14 protein-coding genes and 1 tRNA gene are annotated in these 14,957 nt (G+C 61.7%); 7 read left to right on the top strand and 8 right to left on the bottom strand.

Translation table 11 applies throughout. The features are described 5' to 3' along the window. Window positions 1–168: 168 nt before the first annotated feature. From HX792_RS17775 to HX792_RS17760, 4 genes are all read right to left on the bottom strand, one after another. Window positions 169–244: transfer RNA gene (locus tag HX792_RS17775), tRNA-Phe, on the bottom strand. A 103-nt stretch (window positions 245–347) separates the two neighbouring features. Then, a complete protein-coding gene (locus HX792_RS17770) occupies window positions 348–620 on the bottom strand; it encodes an oxidative damage protection protein (protein ID WP_176997294.1) in 273 nt (90 codons plus the stop codon). Then, on the bottom strand, window positions 617–1,684 hold the full coding sequence (gene mutY, locus HX792_RS17765) for an A/G-specific adenine glycosylase (RefSeq protein ID WP_176997293.1): 1,068 nt from the start codon (window positions 1,682–1,684) through the stop codon (window positions 617–619). The genes HX792_RS17770 and mutY overlap by 4 nt, the downstream gene beginning before the upstream one ends. Next, the gene (locus HX792_RS17760) at window positions 1,681–3,891 is read right to left on the bottom strand and encodes an AsmA family protein (RefSeq protein ID WP_176997292.1); all 2,211 of its coding nucleotides are present in this window, start codon (window positions 3,889–3,891) and stop codon (window positions 1,681–1,683) included. The genes mutY and HX792_RS17760 overlap by 4 nt, the downstream gene beginning before the upstream one ends. A gap of 326 nt (window positions 3,892–4,217) precedes the next feature. On the opposite strand from HX792_RS17760, the gene HX792_RS17755 reads away from it, so the two are divergent. The 7 genes from HX792_RS17755 to HX792_RS17725 all read left to right on the top strand — a co-directional run bounded on the left by HX792_RS17755 (window position 4,218) and on the right by HX792_RS17725 (window position 10,027). Further along, entirely contained in the window at window positions 4,218–5,879 is a 1,662-nt protein-coding gene (locus HX792_RS17755; protein WP_176997291.1) for an OFA family MFS transporter, read from the top strand. Window positions 5,880–6,158: 279 nt separating this feature from the next. Further along, window positions 6,159–6,752 carry an imidazoleglycerol-phosphate dehydratase HisB gene (gene hisB, locus HX792_RS17750; protein WP_017849940.1) on the top strand — a complete coding sequence of 198 codons (594 nt, stop codon included), beginning with the start codon at window positions 6,159–6,161 and terminating at the stop codon, window positions 6,750–6,752. Beyond that, the gene (gene hisH / locus HX792_RS17745; RefSeq protein ID WP_176997290.1) at window positions 6,752–7,390 is read left to right on the top strand and encodes an imidazole glycerol phosphate synthase subunit HisH; all 639 of its coding nucleotides are present in this window, start codon (window positions 6,752–6,754) and stop codon (window positions 7,388–7,390) included. Before hisB ends, hisH begins: the two co-directional genes overlap by 1 nt. Beyond that, on the top strand, window positions 7,391–7,648 hold the full coding sequence (locus HX792_RS17740; protein ID WP_176997289.1) for a DUF2164 domain-containing protein: 258 nt from the start codon (window positions 7,391–7,393) through the stop codon (window positions 7,646–7,648). A 39-nt stretch (window positions 7,649–7,687) separates the two neighbouring features. Further along, entirely contained in the window at window positions 7,688–8,425 is a 738-nt protein-coding gene (gene hisA / locus HX792_RS17735) for a 1-(5-phosphoribosyl)-5-[(5-phosphoribosylamino)methylideneamino]imidazole-4-carboxamide isomerase (RefSeq protein ID WP_008435688.1), read from the top strand. A 9-nt stretch (window positions 8,426–8,434) separates the two neighbouring features. Next, window positions 8,435–9,205 (top strand): imidazole glycerol phosphate synthase subunit HisF, encoded by a 771-nt coding sequence (hisF, locus tag HX792_RS17730; protein ID WP_016972251.1) that lies wholly within the window; start codon window positions 8,435–8,437, stop codon window positions 9,203–9,205. Window positions 9,206–9,271: 66 nt separating this feature from the next. Then, the gene (locus tag HX792_RS17725) at window positions 9,272–10,027 is read left to right on the top strand and encodes an ABC transporter substrate-binding protein (RefSeq protein WP_176997288.1); all 756 of its coding nucleotides are present in this window, start codon (window positions 9,272–9,274) and stop codon (window positions 10,025–10,027) included. Here HX792_RS17725 and HX792_RS17720 read toward each other — a convergent pair. The 4 genes from HX792_RS17720 to HX792_RS17705 all read right to left on the bottom strand — a co-directional run bounded on the left by HX792_RS17720 (window position 9,980) and on the right by HX792_RS17705 (window position 14,765). Beyond that, on the bottom strand, window positions 9,980–11,272 hold the full coding sequence (locus HX792_RS17720) for a Vps62-related protein (protein WP_176997287.1): 1,293 nt from the start codon (window positions 11,270–11,272) through the stop codon (window positions 9,980–9,982). The two genes, HX792_RS17725 and HX792_RS17720, sit on opposite strands and share 48 nt — an antisense overlap. 63 nt (window positions 11,273–11,335) lie before the next feature. Beyond that, window positions 11,336–12,121 carry a divergent polysaccharide deacetylase family protein gene (locus HX792_RS17715; protein WP_176997286.1) on the bottom strand — a complete coding sequence of 262 codons (786 nt, stop codon included), beginning with the start codon at window positions 12,119–12,121 and terminating at the stop codon, window positions 11,336–11,338. Between the two features lies 1 nt (window position 12,122). Continuing rightward, window positions 12,123–13,439, bottom strand: coding sequence for a S41 family peptidase (locus HX792_RS17710; protein ID WP_176997285.1), 1,317 nt, complete (start codon window positions 13,437–13,439; stop codon window positions 12,123–12,125). Between the two features lie 30 nt (window positions 13,440–13,469). Then, window positions 13,470–14,765 (bottom strand): murein hydrolase activator EnvC, encoded by a 1,296-nt coding sequence (locus HX792_RS17705; RefSeq protein WP_176997284.1) that lies wholly within the window; start codon window positions 14,763–14,765, stop codon window positions 13,470–13,472. Window positions 14,766–14,957: the final 192 nt, after the last annotated feature.

The following is a 14,957-nucleotide window of genomic DNA, read 5'->3' as shown; positions in this document are numbered from 1 at the left end:
ACCTGAACCCGGACGTGATGTGCAGAGCTTTATCGGAAATGCCCCGGGTCTTTTTACGAATGCGTTCGTAATGGTCGGGTTCGACTTTTTTCAGGCAACAAAAAACCCGCACTAGGCGGGTTTTCTGTGTGCTTTCACGTGATGTTGACACCACCTGAAAGCTGAAGGTGGTGCCCAGAGACGGAATCGAACCGCCGACACGGGGATTTTCAATCCCCTGCTCTACCGACTGAGCTATCTGGGCAACGGGGCGCATTAAACGGGTTTTTCAGGGGGTCGTCAAGCAAGTTTTCGAAAAATATTTAATTATTACCGTCGCTTACGTGCTGACCCCGGTTTTTGATCAATTATTGAGCAGGTGGAACGTAGCCATCGGCCTTGGCGTAATCTTCGCCGGAAAAGAACTTGTCCATCTCGCCTGCCAGATATTTACGATCTTCGGCATTCATCATGTTCAGGCGTTTTTCGTTGATCAGCAGGGTCTGGTGTTTCAGCCAGTCGGCCCACGCCTGGGCGGAGACGTGATCGAACACATCCTGGCCCTTGGCGCCCGGATACGGAGGGCGTTCCAGGCCTGGCAATTCTTCTTTGTACTTGCGGCACATTACGGTGCGGGTCATGACGACTCTCCTGCATTCAATACATCGGCCGCGCGCTTCAGCAGTTTTTTCACCGGGGCGGCAAGGCCCAGGCGCGGCGGGGTGGCGAGGTTATACCAGAGCCAGTCGGCCTCGGCCACGTGATGGGCGCTTTCCTCGACCCGGACCAGCCAGGGTTCGATGGCTAGCTGGAAGTGGCTGAAGGTGTGGATCAGCCCCGGTAGTTCCTGCTGCGTGCCCAGCTCCAGCGCGTGCTGGTTGGCGAGGTGTTCCAGGTCTTGCAGGTCATCCAGCTCCGGCAGGCTCCACAGGCCGCCCCACAGGCCGGTGGACGGGCGACGGTAAAGCAGGATCGCGCCCTCGGCATTGGCCAGCATCGGCATCAGTGTGCGTTTTTGCGGGATGGTCTTGCGCGGCTTGGGGATCGGGTAGCGCGTCTCCAGGCCGAGCATGTGGGCTTCGCAGCCTTTTTCCAGCGGGCACAGCAGGCAGCTGGGCTTGCTGCGGGTGCAGAGAGTGGCGCCCATGTCCATCATCGCCTGGGTGTAGGCGTTGACGCGATCATGGGGCGTGAAGCGCTCTGCGGTGGCCCACAGCTGCTTGGCCACCTTCGGCTCGCCTGGGTAACCCTCCTGCGCCGTAAAGCGCGCCAGCACGCGCTTGACGTTGCCGTCGAGGATCGGCGCCCGCAGGCCCATGCTCAGGCTGGCGATTGCGCCTGCCGTGGACAGGCCGATGCCAGGCAGCTCGGTAAGCTTCTCGACGTCCTTGGGAAACTCGCCGCCGTACTCGGCCACCACGATCCTGGCGGTCTTCTGCAGGTTGCGCGCCCGGGTGTAGTAACCCAGGCCGGTCCACAGGTGCAGCACTTCATCTTCCGGTGCGGCGGCCAGTGCTTCGACCGTCGGCAGCGAGGCCATGAAACGGTCGAAGTAATTGAGCACGGTGCTCACCTGGGTCTGTTGCAGCATGATCTCCGAGACCCACACCCGGTAGGGCGTGATGCCCTGTTGCCAGGGCAGATCATGGCGACCGTGGCGGTCGTACCAGTCCAGCACCGCCGTTGAAAACTGCTCGTTTCTCATCGCTTGAACAGGCCCTTCAAAGCGTCTTTAAGTTGCGGGTTGACCTTGTCGAGCTTCTCTTCCAGCTTGTCGCTGAGCTTGTTGCCGGCCGCCTTGATAGCGACCTGGGTCAAGCCGTCCTTGTCCAGTCGGCAAGCCTTGGCGCCCAGTTCCAGCGGGCCGCGGCAGCGCAGCGGCACTTCGATGTTCTGGAAGTTGGAGCCGACCTGGCAAGCCGGGTCTGGCACGTCGCGCTGGTCGCCTTCGACGATGATGCCAACGCGGTAGTCCATGCCCAGCACGCGCAGGTCGACGTCGCCGTTGCCGTTGACAGTCAGGCCAGGGATGCGGACTTTCAGGTCCGGGTTGTTGGCCACGCCATTGCGGAACGTCAGGTTGCCGCGCAGTTCCTGGAACGGGGTGTCCTTGCCTTGCGGCGTGGCGCTCAATGTCTTGCGGTTGAGCAGGGCGATGCCCGTGCACAGTTGCTGTTCAAGGTTGGCGTTGAGCAGCACGCCGTTGTTGATCACAAAGCTTGCCGTACCGTTGAGGCTGTCGATCAGTGCCTTCTGGCTGTTGCCACGGCCGGTCAGGTTGCTGTCGAGGGTGATCTGGCCCTTCACCGGCGGGTTCTGCCCTTGGGCCTGCAGGATGCGTTCAACCGGCACTTGCTTGATATGGCTTTGCAGCGCGAGTACCGGAATGTCCTGGCGTACATCGAGCGAACCGTTGGCCTGGAAGGTGCCGTTATAGAGCCCGCCACTGAGGGTGTCGAGCTTGAGCTGACCATCGATGCCGGAGGCTTTCAACGCGGCGTTCTGGATCGGCAGTTTGCTCAGGGTCAGTTGGCCGAAGGACAAATCGGCGTTCACATCCAGGGTGCGCAGGCGCGTCAGGGGCAGCAGCTTGTCAGTGCTCCAGGCGCCTTTGGTCGGTGCGTCCGGCAACGGTGTGGTGCCCCCGGCCGCCATGGCGCCGGCTTCACTGTTCTGCACTTCGGCCTGGCGTGCGGCGCTGGCGCCCTTGGCGGACTCGGACTTGGCCGGCAGGTAGTTGTCGGCGTTGAAGGTGTCGCCCTTGAGTTGCACGCGCAGGGACTGCTTGGCGAAATCATCCACAGCGACGCGGCCGGTGAAGGTGCTGCCATCGAGCTTAAGGTTCAAGTCTTCCAGGGCCACGCTGGTGGGCGTGCCCTTGAGGCGGCTGACCAGTTCGACTTTGCTCAGGCTGCCTTCGGCCATGGCCGGTAGCGGGTGGCCGATGCTGTCGAGGAACTTGGCCAGGTCGAACTGGGCAATGGACAGGGCGCCACTCACTTGCGGGGTTTTGTTCAGGTCATTGACCTTCACTTCGCCCAGGGCGCGCAGCTGGTTGGCCGACAGCTTGAGGTTGGTCCACTCGGCAATGTTGGCCGCCAGGTCTACCAGCAGCTGGCCCTGGGTGGAGAACGTCACGGTCTTGTCCTGCAGTGGCTCGCCGGTGGCTTCGCCGCTGAGCTTCATGTCTTCGAACTGGTAGCGCTTGAGGGCGCGTTGGATTCGCAGGTTGCCGTTCAGCTCGGTCTTGACGCGCATCAGTGGCTGGTTGGTGCCCAGGAAGGCGGTGAGCTTCAGCGGGATACTGGCGCCTTCGTGCACGGCACCGGCGCTCAGCTGGATGCTTTCGGCACTGTATTGCTTGCCGGTCTGCTCATCGTTGTATTCAACGCGGGCGTTGTTGATGGTCAGGCTGTCGATGTCCAGGCGGATCGGTTTTGGCGGTTTCTCCGGCTCGGCTTCGGCCGGTTTCTCAGCAGGCGTCGGGGTGCCGGCAGTGGTCTCGGTCACGTTCTTGCCGATGTCTTCCCAGTTGCCGTGGCCTTGCTTGTCGCGGCTCAGGCGCAGGTTCAGGCCCTCTACACGGACGTCGCTCATCTGCACTTCGCGGCGCAACAGCGGCAGCACGCGCACGGACAGGCCGAGCATCTGCAGGTCGGCGAACGGTTGGGTCGGGTTGGTCATGGTCGCCACGCTGGCTTCATGCAACTCCAGGCCCAGCCAGGGGAACAGGCTCCAGCCGATATCGCCATTGAGCGTCAGCTCGATGTGGGCCTTGTCGCGGGCAATCTGGCGAATCTCGTCTTTGTAGTCGTTGGGATCGAAGAGGTGGGTCAGGGCAAAGCCCAGGGCCACAATGATCAGCAACAGCCCGAGAAGTACCAGACCCAGGATTTTGCCGAACGCTTTCATGGGCGAGTCCTTGTATGTCGAATTCAAAATTTAGCCGCAGAGTATAACGCCCGACGGCTCACGTCAGTGCCCGGATCGTTACATTGTATCCAGCGCCCGGGGAACGGGATTCTGGCGTCAAACAAAACAGATTTCCCGAAAAAGGTGATATCAGTTTGGTTTTTCTGTCATCCACTGGTGCTAATCTGCGCAGGTTCGTCTGTCGTCTGCGACATAGCGTCGCGTTTAAAAGGAGCTTTACTCAACAACAACGGCCAACGCTTTGCGTGCAAGGTCGAGGGAGAGAGCGCCTGACGGACACATACTAATAACTGGGGGAAACACCAATGAGCACTAGCACTGCGGCAGGCCATACTGCCGCACAGCCTGCGTTCCTGTCCAAGGAGCGCATCATCGCCAAGCCGGGCTTCAACCGCTGGCTGGTTCCACCGGCCGCCCTGGCCATTCACCTGTGCATCGGCATGGCCTATGGCTTCTCGGTGTTCTGGCTGCCGCTGTCCAAGGCACTGGGCATTACTGCGCCGGTCGCCTGTGCGCCGGACATGAGCTTCATCGCGCAAGTCTTCTCGTCCCAATGCGACTGGCCCATCTCCATGCTGGGCTGGATCTACACCCTGTTCTTCATCTTCCTGGGCTGCTCGGCAGCGATCTGGGGCGGCTGGCTGGAACATGCCGGGCCACGCAAGGCGGGCGTTGTATCGGCGCTGTGCTGGTGTGGCGGCCTGTTGATCTCGGCGCTGGGTATCTACACCCACCAGATCTGGCTGATGTGGATCGGCTCCGGCGTCATTGGCGGTATCGGCCTGGGCCTGGGCTACATTTCGCCGGTGTCGACCCTGATCAAGTGGTTCCCGGACAAGCGCGGCATGGCCACTGGCATGGCGATCATGGGCTTCGGCGGCGGTGCGATGGTCGGTGCTCCCCTGGCGGCAGCGCTGATGGGCCACTTCGCAACGCCAACCAGCGTCGGCGTTTGGCAGAGCTTTCTGGTGATGGCTGCGATCTACTTCGTGTTCATGATCGGTGGCGCGTTGTCCTACCGTGTTCCGCCGACTGGCTGGAAGCCTGAGGGCTGGACCGCTCCGGCGAAAAAAGCCAGCAACGCGATGATCACCCACCGCCACGTCCACGTGAACGTGGCCTGGAAAACCCCGCAGTTCCGCCTGGTATGGCTGGTGCTGTGCCTGAACGTTTCCGCCGGTATCGGTATCCTCGGCATGGCCTCGCCCCTGCTGCAGGAAGTGTTCGGCGGCAAGCTGCTGGGCGTGGATGTGCCGTTCGGCCAGCTGGACGCCGGTCAACTGGCGTCCATCGCGGCGATCGCGGCGGGCTTCACCGGTCTGTTGAGTCTGTTCAACATCGGTGGCCGGTTCTTCTGGGCGTCGTTCTCCGACTACCTGGGCCGTAAAAACACCTATTTCGTGTTCTTCGCCCTGGGCTTTGCCCTGTACGCGCTGATCCCGAACCTGGGGCACCTGGGCAACGTGGCGCTGTTCGTGGCGGCGTTCTGCATCATTCTGTCGATGTACGGCGGTGGTTTTGCGACCGTTCCGGCTTACCTGGCCGACCTGTTCGGCACCCAGATGGTGGGCGCGATCCACGGCCGCCTGCTGACGGCCTGGGCTGCTGCGGGCGTATTGGGCCCGGTGCTGGTGAACTACCTGCGTGAGTATCAGCTGAGCATCGGCGTGGAGCGCGCCGCAGCCTACGACATCACCCTGTACATCCTGGCTGGCCTGCTGGTGCTGGGCTTCCTTTGCAACCTGCTGGTTCGCCCTGTGGCCGACAAGTACTTCATGACCGACGCCGAACTGGCCGCCGAACAGGCGCTGGGCCACGACAAAGGCGCGGATGCCACCACTTCCCTGGAATGGAAAGCCGCATCCGGCAGCGTGCCATTGGCCATTGCGGCCTGGCTGGTGGTAGGTATCCCGTTGGCGTGGGGCGTGTGGGTCACCCTGCAGAAAACCGCCGTACTGTTCCACTAACACTGCAAGAACTTTGTGGGCACGGTTCCTGTGGGAGCCGGGCTTGCCCGCGATGGGGGCGCCTCGGTGATACAGGAAGACCGGGGTGTCTGCATCGCAGGCAAGCCAGCTCCCACACAAGCCAGCTCCCACATGAGCTGGCTTTCACATGTACGCACATGTCTATCCCCGACATTCCTCGCTTCAACTCGTCAGTCTTATCCCCTTCGATGTTTCTGTTTGGCGCCCGCGCCCCTATAATGGCTGCCTTTTTCGCCCAATGATTTTGCGGAGCTGGTGATGGCCGAACGTAAGGCGTCCGTCGAGCGCGACACTCTGGAAACCCAGATCAAAGCCTCGATCAACCTGGATGGCACCGGAAAGGCCCGATTTGATATCGGTGTACCTTTTCTTGAGCACATGCTGGACCAGATCGCCCGTCATGGGCTGATCGACCTGGATATCGTCAGCAAGGGCGACCTGCACATCGACGACCACCACACGGTGGAAGACGTGGGCATCACCCTCGGCCAGGCGTTTGCCAAGGCCATCGGCGACAAGAAAGGCATCCGCCGCTACGGCCACGCCTATGTCCCGCTGGACGAAGCGCTGTCGCGTGTGGTCATCGACTTCTCCGGCCGCCCAGGCCTGCAGATGCACGTGCCCTACACCCGCGCCACCGTGGGCGGCTTCGACGTCGACCTGTTCCAGGAATTCTTCCAGGGTTTCGTCAACCACGCACTCGTCAGCCTGCACATCGACAACCTGCGCGGCACCAACACCCACCACCAGATCGAAACCGTGTTCAAGGCTTTCGGCCGCGCGCTGCGCATGGCCGTCGAGCTGGATGAGCGCATGGCCGGGCAAATGCCTTCGACCAAGGGCGTCCTGTAATGCAGACGGTCGCGGTTATCGATTACGGCATGGGTAACCTGCACTCGGTGGCCAAGGCCCTCGAGCACGTAGGTGCCGGCAAGGTGCTGATCACCAGCGATGCCAGCGTGATTCGCGAAGCCGACCGGGTGGTATTCCCCGGCGTTGGCGCGATTCGCGATTGCATGGCCGAGATCCGCCGCCTGGGCTTTGACAGCCTGGTGCGCGAAGTCAGCCAGGACCGTCCGTTCCTCGGCATCTGCGTGGGCATGCAAGCCTTGCTCGATCGCAGTGAAGAGAACGACGGCGTCGACTGCATCGGCCTGTTCCCGGGCCAGGTGAAGTTCTTCGGCAAGGACCTGCACGAAGACGGCGCCCACCTGAAAGTCCCGCACATGGGCTGGAACGAAGTCAGCCAGACAGTGGATCACCCGCTGTGGCACGACATCCCGGACCTGGCGCGTTTCTACTTCGTGCACAGCTACTACATCGCCGCCGGTAACCCGCGCCAGGTAGTGGGTGGCGGGCATTACGGCGTCGATTTTGCCGCCGCACTGGCCGAAGGTTCGCGCTTTGCCGTGCAGTTCCACCCGGAGAAGAGCCATACCCATGGCCTGCAATTGCTGCAGAACTTCGCGGCGTGGGACGGTCGCTGGTAGATGGCCAGGAAGCCGAAGCTGCCGATCCTGAACCTCACGCCCGAACAGGAGCGTGAGGCTACGCAGAAGATCAAGCGCTTCATGGAAGACCGCTTCGAGCTCAGCCTGGGCTCGTTCGAGGTCGCCGAGATTCTTGAGCTGTTTACCACCGAAGTTGCGCCGCACTATTACAACAGGGCGATTTTCGACACGCAGACGCTCCTTAAAGAAAGGTTCGAAAGCATCGAAAGCGACCTGTGGTCGCTTGAGAAACCCTGATTTCCCAAGCATTGCTGAATATCGAATAAGGTTTGCCAGATGCTGATTATCCCCGCTATCGATCTCAAGGACGGCGCTTGTGTACGCCTGCGCCAAGGCCGCATGGAAGATTCCACCGTGTTCTCCGATGACCCGGTGAGCATGGCTGCCAAATGGGTAGAAGGGGGCTGCCGTCGCCTGCATCTGGTGGACTTGAACGGCGCCTTCGAAGGCCAGCCAGTCAATGGCGAAGTGGTCACCGCTATCGCCAAGCGCTACCCGAACCTGCCGATCCAGATCGGCGGCGGTATCCGCTCCCTGGAAACCATCGAACACTACGTCAAGGCGGGCGTGAGCTACGTGATCATCGGCACCAAGGCGGTCAAAGACCCGGCCTTCGTCGCCGAAGCCTGCCGCGCGTTTCCGGGCAAGGTCATCGTCGGCCTGGACGCCAAGGACGGTTTTGTCGCCACCGACGGCTGGGCTGAGATCAGCACCGTGCAGGTGATCGACCTGGCCAAGCAGTTCGAAGCCGACGGCGTGTCCGCCATCGTTTATACCGACATCGCCAAAGACGGCATGATGCAGGGCTGCAACGTACCGTTCACCGCTGCCCTGGCGGCCGCTACCAGGATTCCGGTGATCGCTTCCGGTGGTATTCACAACCTGGGTGACATCAAGTCGCTGCTGGACGCCAAGGCCCCCGGCATCATCGGCGCCATCACCGGCCGCGCGATCTACGAAGGTACCCTGGACGTCGCCGAAGCCCAGGCTTACTGCGACGCCTACAACGGCTGAGGACTGACCATGGCGCTGGCCAAACGCATCATCCCTTGCCTGGACGTCGACAACGGTCGCGTGGTCAAGGGCGTCAAGTTCGAGAACATCCGCGACGCCGGTGACCCGGTGGAAATCGCCCGCCGCTACGATGAGCAGGGTGCCGACGAGATTACCTTTCTCGACATCACCGCCAGCGTCGACGGCCGCGACACTACGCTGCATACCGTGGAGCGCATGGCCAGCCAGGTCTTCATCCCGCTGACCGTGGGCGGTGGCGTGCGCACCGTGCAAGACATCCGCAACCTGCTCAACGCCGGCGCGGACAAGGTCTCGATCAACACGGCGGCGGTATTCAACCCGGAGTTTGTCGGCGAAGCCGCGCAGCACTTCGGCTCCCAATGCATCGTCGTTGCCATCGACGCCAAGAAGGTTTCCGGCCCGGGCGAAACCCCGCGCTGGGAGATCTTCACCCACGGCGGTCGCAAGCCGACCGGCCTGGACGCGGTGGAGTGGGCGATGAAGATGGAAGGCTTGGGCGCCGGTGAAATCCTGCTGACCAGCATGGACCAGGACGGCATGAAGAACGGCTTCGACCTGGGCGTGACCCGCGCCATCAGCGACGCGCTGGGCATCCCGGTGATCGCCTCCGGTGGCGTCGGCAACCTGCAGCACCTGGCCGACGGCGTGACCGAAGGCCATGCCAGCGCCGTACTGGCTGCGAGCATTTTCCACTTTGGCGAATACACCGTGCCCGAGGCCAAGGCCTACATGGCGGCGCGCGGTATCGTCGTTCGCTAAACGCTGCTGGACACCATGGCAGGCGCGGGGCACTCTCTGCGCTTGCCATGGATTTCGGTAACCTTCATGTTCAAACACCTGCTGCTTGCCCTTGCCAGTACCTCCCTGCTTTTGGCGGGTTCAGCCCATGCCGAAGAACCGTCTGACGCCGCCCTGGTGTTGCTGACGGAAAACTTCCCGCCTTACAACATGGCGAAAAACGGCAAAAACTTCGCCAAGGAAGAGAACATCGAAGGCATCGCCGTGGACATCGTGCGCGAGACCTTCAAGCGCGCCGGCATTTCCTACAACCTCACCCTGCGATTCCCATGGGAGCGAATCTACAAGCTCGCCCTGGAAAAACCCGGTTACGGCGTGTTCGTGATGGCCCGCCTGCCGGACCGTGAAGCCCTGTTCAAATGGGTCGGCCCCATTGGCCCGGACGATTGGGTGATGTTGGCCAAGGCCGACAGCAAGATCCAGCTGGCGGACCTGGAGCACGCCCGCCGCTACAAGATTGGCGCCTATAAAGGTGACGCTATCGCCGAGACCCTGGAAAAGCAGGGCCTCAACCCGATCGTCGCACTGCGCGACCAGGACAACGCGCAAAAGCTGGTGGACGGTCAGATCGACCTGTGGGCTACCGGTGATCCGGCAGGCCGTTACCTGGCCCGTCAGGTTGGGGTGACCGAACTGAAAACCGTGTTGCGTTTCAACAGTGCCCAGTTGTACCTCGCGCTGAACAAAGACGTCCCGGATGACCTGGTCGCGAAGCTGCAGGCGGCGCTCGATCAGTTACGGGGCGAGGGTGTTGTCGACCAGATCATGGCCCGTTACCTCTAGCTCCGGCACTGCCTGAGGCATCTCAATCGGTGGCGTTACCTCTTCGGGCATTGGCTCAACGCTGGAGGATTCGCTCATGTACACATGGTCGCCATTGGTGTAGCTGACGGTGCCTGATACCTGGCTGCCATCCTGACGCAGCAAGCGATACTCACTGTGCAGAAGGTAAGCCGCAACGGCTTTTTTCGGCGGCACGTACGTGATGATTTCCAGTGGCGCTGCATGGCTCCAGCCTTTTGCCGAGCGCAGTGTATGGGTGAACTCTCGACCCAGATGCGCCGAAAAACTCAATTCAAAGACATGCTCGCCAGCAGGCCATTCCTTGCCAAGTTCCACGCTGGTGTTGGCTGCCAATGCTTTTACATTCCCACCCAGCTCACCTTTGGTGGCTGTCCACATGAACGGCTGGCTGGTTGCATCGGTGTTATGCCCAAACCCTGCGAGCAAGTGCCGATCGATACGCTCCAGCCGATAACTCGGCGACGACTCGAGCTGTTCAATCACGGTCAGCTCCGGGTCTTTTACGCAGAACCACGGCAGTTCGCACACTTGAGGCGCGTAGGTGCTTTCTTCCTGCGCAGGGCTTTCATGCCCGAGGAGCGCGGGCGGCGGTGGTAAGTCGCTGAGCTGCGCAGTGAGCGCCAGGCGCAGCGAATAGGCGGCAAGGCCCGTCTTGGCATAACTGTCTGTGCCGATGAATGTACCCGGCGCCAGGTAGAGTTCGCCGGTGGGGGCGTCAGGAAGGGCGGTCGACCAGAGGCTCAAGTCGTTGGTGGAACCGCTGCCTTTGTCGTTCCAGATCAGATCGCCTGCTTGAGCCGCTATCACCAGGTCTTCCCTGATACAACGCACGGCGTGACGTGAAGGCTTGTCGTAATCGACCCCGAACACCAGCCCCATCGCCACGTAGCCTTCGGGCGGCAGTGGGCGCCAGATGGACGCATTGTTTCGCGCACCGGTTCCCTCGTCATGCCATACCAGTTGGTAGTCGACTGGCGGACGCAGGGCGGTGCCGTCGGTTTTGTTGGCATCGCTGACCAAGGCGACGACTTTGTTCTGATTGATATTGCGGTAATGACCGACCGCAACATCCCCCAGGGAGAAAAACGAGCTCAACGCGTCGGACGTTGCGCTGGGCCGCCACAGGCTGACGGCTTTGTGCGCACTTGACCCCTTGTCATTCCACAGGGGCAGGAACTCGCTGGTAAAGCTGATGAGCAGGTCGTTGAATTGCAGAGGCTTCATGGAGGGCTCTCCAGTTGATTGAAGCCTCAACTATCGAGCAGGGCGGGCGCCGCCGAGTGGTATCTATCTACGCGCGGGAAGGTAGGTGCCGTTTTTTCCATGTGCCGCCATCGCCTGGTTGCTGCGCACGCTGATCATCAACTTGATATCGATCCAGTCAACGCCCTGGTCCTTGAGCTTGGGCAGCTCACGCTCCAACACTGCGAGGGTCTGGGGGTAGGGATGGCCGATCATGACGGCTGAACCCTGTTTGTGGGCCAGCTTGATCGCCGTCTGCAGTTGCGTGGTGATCGCTGCTTCCGTGCGTTCGTCATCCAGGAACACGTCCCGTGAGACATGCGCCAGGCCAATTTTCTGGGCCTCGGCGGCCGCGACGGTCTGCGCGCTGGTACGGCTGTCGACAAAGAACTTGTTGCGCCGTTGCAGCTCGGCCATCAACCACGCCATCGCCTCGGGTTGCGCAGTCATGCGGCTGCCCATGTGGTTGTTGATGCCAGCGGTGTAGGGCACTGCCTTGAACGCGGCGTCCAGGCGCTTGCCAAGTTCTTCGATGGGCAGGTCGGGGTGCCAGGCGAACGGGCCGGTAGCCGGGTCCATGGGCATGTGCAGGATCACGATCTTGCCGGCCTTGTGGGCTTCGCGGGCGAATTCGGCAGCGTGGGGCGTGTCGGGCATGATCGCCGTGGTCACCGGCCCAGGCAGCGCCAGCACGCGCCGATCCCGGGGCAGGTTCTGCCCCAGGTCGTCGATGATCAGGGTGAGGTAGGCTTTGTGAGGCTCGCCGGCCGGGGTCGCATGGGCGACTCCCGCCAGGCTGCACAGCACAGCGATGATCAGGGCAAAACGCATATCAACGGCTGCGGGTGATGCTCAAGCCCTTGAGCAGGCTCAGCGCCTGGGCCAGTTGGTAGTCGTCGTCCTGCGGCATCGGCTTGGCTTTGGTACCGCTGCCGGTCGGCTGGTCGGCGCCGCCGTTGCCATTGCCCAGGTGGCCTTGCAGGTCCGCCTCTTTGTAGAACTCGCTGTCGGCCTCGTTGGTGATCTTGGCCTTGCGCACTTCGATGTCCGGGACAATGCCCTGGGCCTGGATCGAGCGACCATTGGGCGTGTAGTACAGCGCCGTGGTGATCTTCAGTGCGCGATCGTTGTTCAGCGGCAACACGGTTTGTACCGAGCCTTTGCCGAAGCTGGTAGTGCCCATCAGTACGCCGCGTTTCTGGTCTTGCAGAGCGCCGGCAACGATTTCCGAAGCCGAGGCGCTGCCGCCGTTGATCAGCACGGCCAGTGGCACGCCTTCACTGAGGTCATTGCCGGTGGCCGAGAAGCGCAGCTCGGAATTGGCGATACGGCCCTTGGTGTACACGATCAGGCCTTTGGTGATGAAGTGGTCGACCACTTCCACCGCGGCCTGCAGCACGCCGCCTGGGTTGTTACGCAGGTCGAGCACGATGCCGTTGAGCTTCTTGCCGTTGTCCTTGCGCAGCTTGGCCAGGGCCTTGGCCACTTCGTCGCCGGTCTTGACCTGGAACTGGGTGATGCGGATGTAGCCGTAGCCCGACTCCAGCAGCTGGCTCTTCACGCTCTTGACCGTGATGGTTGCGCGGGCAAGGGTCACGTCAAACGGGTTGCCGCCGTCGCGAACCAGGGTCAGGGTGATTTTCTGGCCGATCTTGCCGCGCATCTTGTCGACGGCTTCGGTCATGGTCTGGCCACGGGTCGGCTGGCCGTTGATCTTGACGATGAAGTCGCCGGCCTGGATGCCCGCCTTGGACGCCGGGGTGTCATCGATCGGCGAGACGACTTTGATGTTGCCGTCTTCGGAGCCCACTTCAATGCCCAGGCCGCCGAATTCGCCGCTGGTGCTTTCCTGCAGCTCGGCGAAGTCTTCAGGCCCCAGGTAGGCGGAGTGCGGGTCAAGGTTGCTGAGCATGCCCTTGATGGCATTCTCCAGCAGGGTCTTGTCATCTACAGGGTCGACATAGGCTGCCTTGATCCGGTCCATGACCTCGGCAAAGGTGCGCAACTCGTCCAGCGGCAGCGGCGCCTTGGTGGTCGCAGCCGAGGCGGCAGGCGCAGCCGGTGCGGCCTGGTCGGCGAAAGCCAGAGGCGCGCCGATCACGAGGGCGATCGTCAGGGCCAGCGAAGTGAGGCGGGACAAATGCAGCATGTCGAACGAACTCCTAATGTAGATGCGGCCCTATCCTTGGGAACGGCACCATTGTGCAGGATCGCTCGGGCGACCCTGCTGACGAATAGCGAAGTACAGCGCCGGGGTGTCCTGGCCACCACTGTTACCCACAGTGGAGATGGATTCACCGGCTTTTACAACATCACCTGCCGACTTGAGTAAAGTCTGATTGTGGCCGTAAAGGCTCAAATAGCCATTACCGTGGTCAAGAATCACCAACAAACCGGCCCCGCGCAGCCAATCGGCAAACACCACGCGCCCACCGTGCACCGCATGAACCTGGCTGCCGGCAGCGGCGCTGATCATCACGCCGTCCCACTTGGCTCGGGTGTCATCGCCACGGGTTTCACCAAAGCGTGCCAGTAATCGACCATCAACTGGCCATGGAAGTTTGCCGCGAGCTGAAGCAAAAGGGCCGCCGAAGGACTCGCCGCTGCTGGAAACCAGCGGGCCGGGCGCTGCATGTGCCGGTTTGCGGGGCGCCGGGGCGTCCGAGTTGGCTGCCAGCTCGGCCTCACGCTGGCGCTTTTTTTCGGCTTCCTGCTGGGCGATCAGCGCTTTTTGCCGCGCTTCTTCGGCCTCGCGTGCCTGGCGAGCCAGGGTTTCTTCGATGGTCTTGAGCACTTTGGCCAGGTCGGCCTGGTCTTGCTCGCGAGCCTGCAGCTTCGCGTCGCGGGCTTTTACGTCGTCGTTGAGCTTGGCCAAGGCCAGCTGGCGTTCCTTGCGCACTTTGTCGAGCTGATCGCGCTGGGTGTCGAGGGCGGTTTTCTGATCCAGCAGTTGCGACTGCTGGTCAGCGATTTCCTGCTCGACGTTGGCCAGTTGGCGCAGGGTTTCGTTAAAACCCTTCAATTGCGCCAGGCGTGCCTGGCTCAGGTAGTCGTAATAGGTGAGGGTACGGGCGAATTTTTCCGGGTTCTGCTGGTTGAGCAGCAGCTTGAGGTATTCCTGGCGGCCGCTCTGGTAGGCGGCGCGGGCCTGGATTGCGATCAGGCGTTGCTGTTCAACGCGTGCGCTCTGGAGTTTTTTTTTCTCAGCGTCGAGTCGCTCCAGTTCCGACTCGCTCTTCTTTAATTCTTTTTGTAGCTCCTGGACCTGCTTCTCCAGCTTGCCCATCTCGGTTTCCGTGCCGCGCAGGTCTTTCTGTACCCCGGATTTCTCTTCCTGGAGTTTGCCGAGCAGCTTTTTCAGCTCGGTAATGTCCTGACGCGTAGCGTCCAACTGTTGTTGGGTTTGTGCGCGCTCGTCGGCAAACGCCGGTTGGAGCAGGCAGACAAGAGCGAGGGTAATCAAGGCGCGAAGCATAGAGGCGGGCGACACCAGGGAAAGGGACGGCCTAGTATGCCCGCCAAGCGCGGCAAAAAAAATGCCCAATTCGGGCTGGGCCGCAAGATAGGTGCCGAACGGCGCTTACCCTCTGTAGGCGCTGGCTTGCCAGCGATGCGGACACCTCGGTGTTTCAGCGATACCGAGTTGATGCTATCGCAGGCAAGCCAG

It is taken from the genome of Pseudomonas sp. B6002, assembly GCF_013385985.1.
GTDB lineage: Bacteria > Pseudomonadota > Gammaproteobacteria > Pseudomonadales > Pseudomonadaceae > Aquipseudomonas.
The sequence above is the reverse complement of the archived record's forward strand: the minus strand, read 5'-3'. Positions and strand labels throughout refer to the sequence as shown.

Coding starts and splice junctions, on each gene's coding strand:
- hisH (WP_176997290.1), top strand. CDS start 6,752: ATGCAGACGGTCGCGGTTATCGATTACGGCATGGGTAACCTGCACTCG.
- mutY (WP_176997293.1), bottom strand. CDS start 1,684: ATGAGAAACGAGCAGTTTTCAACGGCGGTGCTGGACTGGTACGACCGC.
- HX792_RS17715 (WP_176997286.1), bottom strand. CDS start 12,121: ATGCGTTTTGCCCTGATCATCGCTGTGCTGTGCAGCCTGGCGGGAGTC.
- hisF (WP_016972251.1), top strand. CDS start 8,435: ATGGCGCTGGCCAAACGCATCATCCCTTGCCTGGACGTCGACAACGGT.
- HX792_RS17760 (WP_176997292.1), bottom strand. CDS start 3,891: ATGAAAGCGTTCGGCAAAATCCTGGGTCTGGTACTTCTCGGGCTGTTG.
- HX792_RS17720 (WP_176997287.1), bottom strand. CDS start 11,272: ATGAAGCCTCTGCAATTCAACGACCTGCTCATCAGCTTTACCAGCGAG.
- HX792_RS17740 (WP_176997289.1), top strand. CDS start 7,391: ATGGCCAGGAAGCCGAAGCTGCCGATCCTGAACCTCACGCCCGAACAG.
- hisA (WP_008435688.1), top strand. CDS start 7,688: ATGCTGATTATCCCCGCTATCGATCTCAAGGACGGCGCTTGTGTACGC.
- HX792_RS17770 (WP_176997294.1), bottom strand. CDS start 620: ATGACCCGCACCGTAATGTGCCGCAAGTACAAAGAAGAATTGCCAGGC.
- HX792_RS17725 (WP_176997288.1), top strand. CDS start 9,272: ATGTTCAAACACCTGCTGCTTGCCCTTGCCAGTACCTCCCTGCTTTTG.
- HX792_RS17755 (WP_176997291.1), top strand. CDS start 4,218: ATGAGCACTAGCACTGCGGCAGGCCATACTGCCGCACAGCCTGCGTTC.
- hisB (WP_017849940.1), top strand. CDS start 6,159: ATGGCCGAACGTAAGGCGTCCGTCGAGCGCGACACTCTGGAAACCCAG.
- HX792_RS17710 (WP_176997285.1), bottom strand. CDS start 13,439: ATGCTGCATTTGTCCCGCCTCACTTCGCTGGCCCTGACGATCGCCCTC.
- HX792_RS17705 (WP_176997284.1), bottom strand. CDS start 14,765: ATGCTTCGCGCCTTGATTACCCTCGCTCTTGTCTGCCTGCTCCAACCG.